This is a genomic window from Roseobacter sp. HKCCA0434 (genome assembly GCF_032464675.1).
Lineage (GTDB): Bacteria > Pseudomonadota > Alphaproteobacteria > Rhodobacterales > Rhodobacteraceae > Pontivivens.
In genome coordinates, this window is the sequence record NZ_JAWDKL010000050.1 from 1 (window position 1) to 4,490 (window position 4,490).

A 4,490-nucleotide genomic window follows, 5' to 3' on the forward strand; every position below is an offset into this window, starting at 1 on the left:
ATCGCGCGGGCGGTGGCGATGGCCTCATGCTCCAGCGCGCCGCCGCCGATGGTGCCGTGGATCGCCTCCGCGCCCACGAGCATGGCCGTTCCCGCCTCGCGCGGGGTGGAGCCGCGATGGCGCGCCACCCGGATGCGGATGACGGGGCCGGTGGGGGGCGTCGCCATGCCCTTCAGCTTCCTGCAAATACGCAAGGTGCGCCGGTTGTCTTCGGCGGGACGGGAGTATTTGGGCCAATCCGAAGGGTCATGCCGTGCCGTCGAGTGCTTCGACCAGGCGTTCGGGGGTGGCGGGCGCGTCGATCAGCGCGTCCGAGCCCGCGGCGCGCACCGCGTCCTGCAGCGCCATCAGCGCGGAGATGCCGAGCATCAGCGGCGGCTCGCCCACGGCCTTGGACTTGTGGATCGTGTCCTCGGCATTCTCCCCGTCCCATAGCGCCACGTTGAAGACGCGCGGCCGGTCCGAGCAGCCGGGGATCTTGTAGGTCGCAGGGGCGTGGGTGGCGAGCGCGCCTTTCGGGTTCCAGACCAGCTCCTCCATCGTCAGCCAGCCGGCGCCTTGCACGTAGCCGCCCTCGATCTGGCCGATGTCGAGCGCGGGGTTCAGCGAGCGGCCGCAATCGTGGAGGATGTCGGTGCGCAGGATGCGGTTCTCGCCCGTCAGCGTGTCGAGCGCGACCTCGGTCACCGCCGCGCCATAGGCGAAGTAGTAGAACGGGCGGCGCGGACCGCTGCGCTGCGTGCGGTCCCAGGCGAGTTTCGGGGTAGCGTAGAAGCCGGTAGAGGAGAGCGAGACGCGCGCGGCGTAGCAGGCCTGCACCGCGTCGGCGAAGGGGATGCGGTGATCCGCCGTGCCGACCGTGCCGTTCGCGAAGGTGATGTCTTCCGGCGCGCAGTCGAAGGCGTGTTCGCACACCTCGGGCTTGCCGTCGCGGTCGATCAGCGCCTCGCCCGCGTCGTCGCGCGCGTGCCAGATGACCCTGGCCGTGGCGAGGTGCTCGGCCATGCGGGCGCGGATCGTCTCGCACGCGGCCTTCACCGCCATGCCGTTGAGGTCGGAGCCGGAGGAAGCGGCGGTGGCGGAGGTGTTGGGCACCTTCGCGGTGTCGGTCGCGGTGATGCGCACGGCGTCCTGCGGCTGGCCGAAGATGTCGGCGGCGACGGCGGCGACCTTGGTGAACAGGCCCTGTCCCATCTCGGTCCCGCCGTGGTTCAGGCGGATCGAGCCGTCGGTGTAGACATGCACGAGGGCGCCCGCCTGGTTGAGCTGGGTCAGCGTGAAGGAGATGCCGAATTTCACCGGCGTCAGCGCGAGGCCGCGCTTGAGGATGGGAGAGCTGTCGTTGAAGGCGGCGATCTCGGCCCGGCGGGCGGCGTAGCCCGCGTCCTCGGCCAGTTTGGCGACGAGGTCGGGGGCGATGGAGTCCTCGACTTCCATTCCGTAGGGGGTCGTCTGGCCCTGCGCGCCGCTGGCGTAGAGGTTCGCGCGGCGTACCTCCAGCGGGTCGCGGTTCAGGTGGGCGGCGACATGCTCGATTACCCGCTCGATGCCGACCATGCCCTGTGGCCCGCCGAAGCCGCGGAAGGCGGTGTTCGAGCAGGTATGGGTCATCAGCCGGGTGGAGCGGATGCGCGCGGCGGGCAGGTGATAGGCGTTGTCGGCGTGCAGCATCGCCCGGTCGGCCACGGGGGCGGAGAGGTCGGGCGCCCAGCCGCAGCGGGTGTACTGATCGAAGATCACGGAGGCGAGGCGGCCTTCGTCGTCGAACCCGGCCTCGTATTCGATGACGAAGTCGTGCCGCTTGCCCGTCAGCATCATGTCGTCGTCGCGATCGTAGCGCATGCGCGCGGTCAGGCCGGTGCGCTTTGCGACCAGCGCGCAGGCCACGGCGAGCGCGTTGCCTTGGCTTTCCTTGCCGCCGAAGCCGCCGCCCATGCGGCGGACCTGCACCTGAACCTGCGCCTGCGAGACGTGGAGAGCGTGGGCGACCTTGTGCTGGATCTCGGTCGGGTGCTGGGTCGAGGCGTGGATGACCATCTCGCTGCCGTCGCCGGGCACGGCCATCGCGGCCTGACCTTCGAGGTAGAAATGCTCCTGCCCGCCGATCTCGATCGCGCCCTTGATGCGGTGTGGGGCGGCGGCGAGGGCGGTGTCGGCATCGCCCTTCTCCCATTCCAGTGGGGGTTCGAGCAGCAGGCCCTCGGCGAGCGGGTCGTCGCTGGCGTCGAGGGCGGCGCGGGCGTCTGCGATGGTGATGCGGGGGGTGCGTTCCTCGACGATCTCGATTTCGGCGGCCCGGGCGGCGATGCGGGCGGCGCGGTGCGAGGTCGCGGCGACGAGGAAGAGCGGCTGGCCGTGGAACTGGACCTCGCCATCCGAGAGCAGCGGCTCGGGGCGCGGGGAGGGGGAGACGTCTGGCATCTCAGCGAAATCCTCGGGCCCCAACACGAGGGCGACGCCCGGCATGGCGCGGACGGGGGCGAGGTCGACGCGCACGCGGCCATGCGCGATGGGGGCGAGGCCGAAGGCGAGGTGCAGCGCGCGCCCGGTACTTGGCAGGTCGTCAGTATAACGCGCCTCGCCCGTGACGTGCAGCGGGCCGGAATCGTGCGGGCGGGACTGGTGGACGCTCATCGGGCGGCCTCCATCAGGTCGGGGGCACCGCGGCCGACGAGGCGGGTGGGCGTGTCGCCCGTGCGTTCCAGCCGGTAGCGGGTCAGCATGTTGCGCGCGGCCTTCAGGCGGTAGGCGGCGCTGGCGCGCATGTCGGTCATCGGCTCGAAATCCTCGGCCAGTGCCTCGGCGGCGGCGGCGATGGCGGATTCGTCGAGCGGGCGGCCCATCAGCGCGGCCTCGGCCTGGCGGGCGCGGGTGGGGGTCGCGGCCATGCCGCCGAAGGCGAGGCGGGCGGCGGTGACGGTGCTGTCCTCGATCGTGACGTTGAAGCAGCCGCAGACGGCGGAGATGTCCTGGTCGAACCGCTTGGAGAGCTTGTAGCAGGCCAGCGTGTCGGGCTGGTCGGGGACGAAGACGCTCTTGACGAATTCGCCGGGGCGGATGTCCTGCTGCTTGTAGCCGGTGAAGAAGTCCTCGAGCGGCAGCTCGCGTCGCTCCTCGCCGTGGCGCAGAGTCAGCGTGGCGCCCAGCGCGATCAGGGCGGGGGTGCTATCGCCGATGGGCGAGCCTTCGGCGATATTGCCGCCGATCGTAGCGGCGTTGCGCACCTGCACCGAGCCGAAGCGGCGCAGCAGCTCGGCGAAATCGGGGTGGCGGTCGGCCATCGCGCCGCGCAGGCGGGTGAGGGTGACGCCCGCGCCGATGCGCAAGCCGCCTTCGACCCGCTCGATGGTCTGGAGGTCGCGCACGCGGTGCAGGAAGATCATCGGCGTCACGTCGCGGAACTGCTTGGTGACCCAGAGGCCGACCTCGGTGGCGCCCGCGACCAGCGTGGCGTCGGGATGCATGCCGTAGATCGCGGCGAGGCTGTCGGCGGAGGCGGGGAGGTAGGTGTCGCGCCCGCTCATGTCGCCTTCGCCCGCGAGGGCTTGCAGGGCCTCGGTCTCGTCGATCTCCCAGTCGGGGGTGGGGCGCGTCGCGGCATCTTCCGAGGCGCGCACGATCGGCGCGTAGCCGGTGCAGCGGCACAGATTGCCCGCCAGCACGTCGTCATGGTCCTGCCGCCCGGTGCGGTGGGCGGTGTACATCGACATGACGAAACCGGGGGTGCAAAAGCCGCACTGGCTGCCGTGGCGTTCCACCATCGCGTCCTGCACCGGGTGCAGGCGGCCATCGGGGGCGGCGATGCCTTCGACCGTGCGAACGGCCTTGCCCGCAAGCTGGGGCAGGAACAGGATGCAGGCGTTGAGCGCCTGATGGGTCAGCCCGCCCTCGTCCAGCGTGGTGACGGTGACGGTGCAGGCGCCGCAATCGCCCTCGTTGCAGCCTTCCTTGGTGCCGGTCAGGTGCCGCTCCTCCCGCAGCCAGTCGAGCAGCGTGGTGGTGGGCGCGGCATCGTCCACGGTGACGGGCGCGCCGTTGAGCAGGAAGCGGATCATCGGTGGCCTTTCCAGGGTCGCTTGGTGCAGGTTTTATCAAACGGTAAAAAGTGAACTTTCGCAAGGCGGCAGGCCGTGCGCCCGCGCGTCAGATCGGATCGTAGCCCAGCGCGCGCATCACGCCCGGATCGAGCTGGTCGCGCAGGGCGGCAAGGCTGTCGCAGGGCAGGGCGCGCAGCCCCTCCTGCCAGGGCACGGGGTCGGGCAGGTCGATGCGGGGCAGGTCGCCCGCACGGGTCGCGAGGGTGTCGAGCGCGGCGGCGATCTCCTCCGCCTCCGCCATGTCGGAAAGCAGGCGCACGGTCTGCGGGCCTTCGGCGAAGTCGAGAAGTGCGCGCGCCTTGGCCGACCAGAGTGCGGCGGGCGGCAGCGCATCGCCCGCGATCGCGTCGCGCGGGTGGAGCGGGAAGGGCGTGGCGAGCCAGTCGGCCAGCG

Annotated in this window: 4 protein-coding genes; all 4 read right to left on the bottom strand. The window is 71.2% G+C overall.

Features of this window, described 5'->3' with window-relative positions:
* The coding region (locus RX333_RS17110; protein ID WP_316016181.1) for an XdhC family protein at positions 1 to 167 on the bottom strand (167 nt) is incomplete at its 3' end.
* Between the two features lie 79 nt (positions 168 to 246).
* Positions 247 to 2,634, bottom strand: coding sequence for a xanthine dehydrogenase molybdopterin binding subunit (locus RX333_RS17115; protein ID WP_316016178.1), 2,388 nt, complete (start codon positions 2,632 to 2,634; stop codon positions 247 to 249).
* Complete coding sequence (gene xdhA, locus RX333_RS17120) at positions 2,631 to 4,055, bottom strand: xanthine dehydrogenase small subunit (RefSeq protein WP_316016179.1); 1,425 nt, start codon at positions 4,053 to 4,055, stop codon at positions 2,631 to 2,633. Before xdhA ends, RX333_RS17115 begins: the two co-directional genes overlap by 4 nt.
* 88 nt (positions 4,056 to 4,143) lie before the next feature.
* The coding region (locus RX333_RS17125) for a hypothetical protein (protein WP_316016180.1) at positions 4,144 to 4,490 on the bottom strand (347 nt) is incomplete at its 5' end.

Bases quoted from the DNA above. Each gene is read 5' to 3' on its own strand.
- RX333_RS17115 (WP_316016178.1), bottom strand. From the start codon at position 2,634: ATGAGCGTCCACCAGTCCCGCCCGCACGATTCCGGCCCGCTGCACGTC.
- xdhA (WP_316016179.1), bottom strand. From the start codon at position 4,055: ATGATCCGCTTCCTGCTCAACGGCGCGCCCGTCACCGTGGACGATGCC.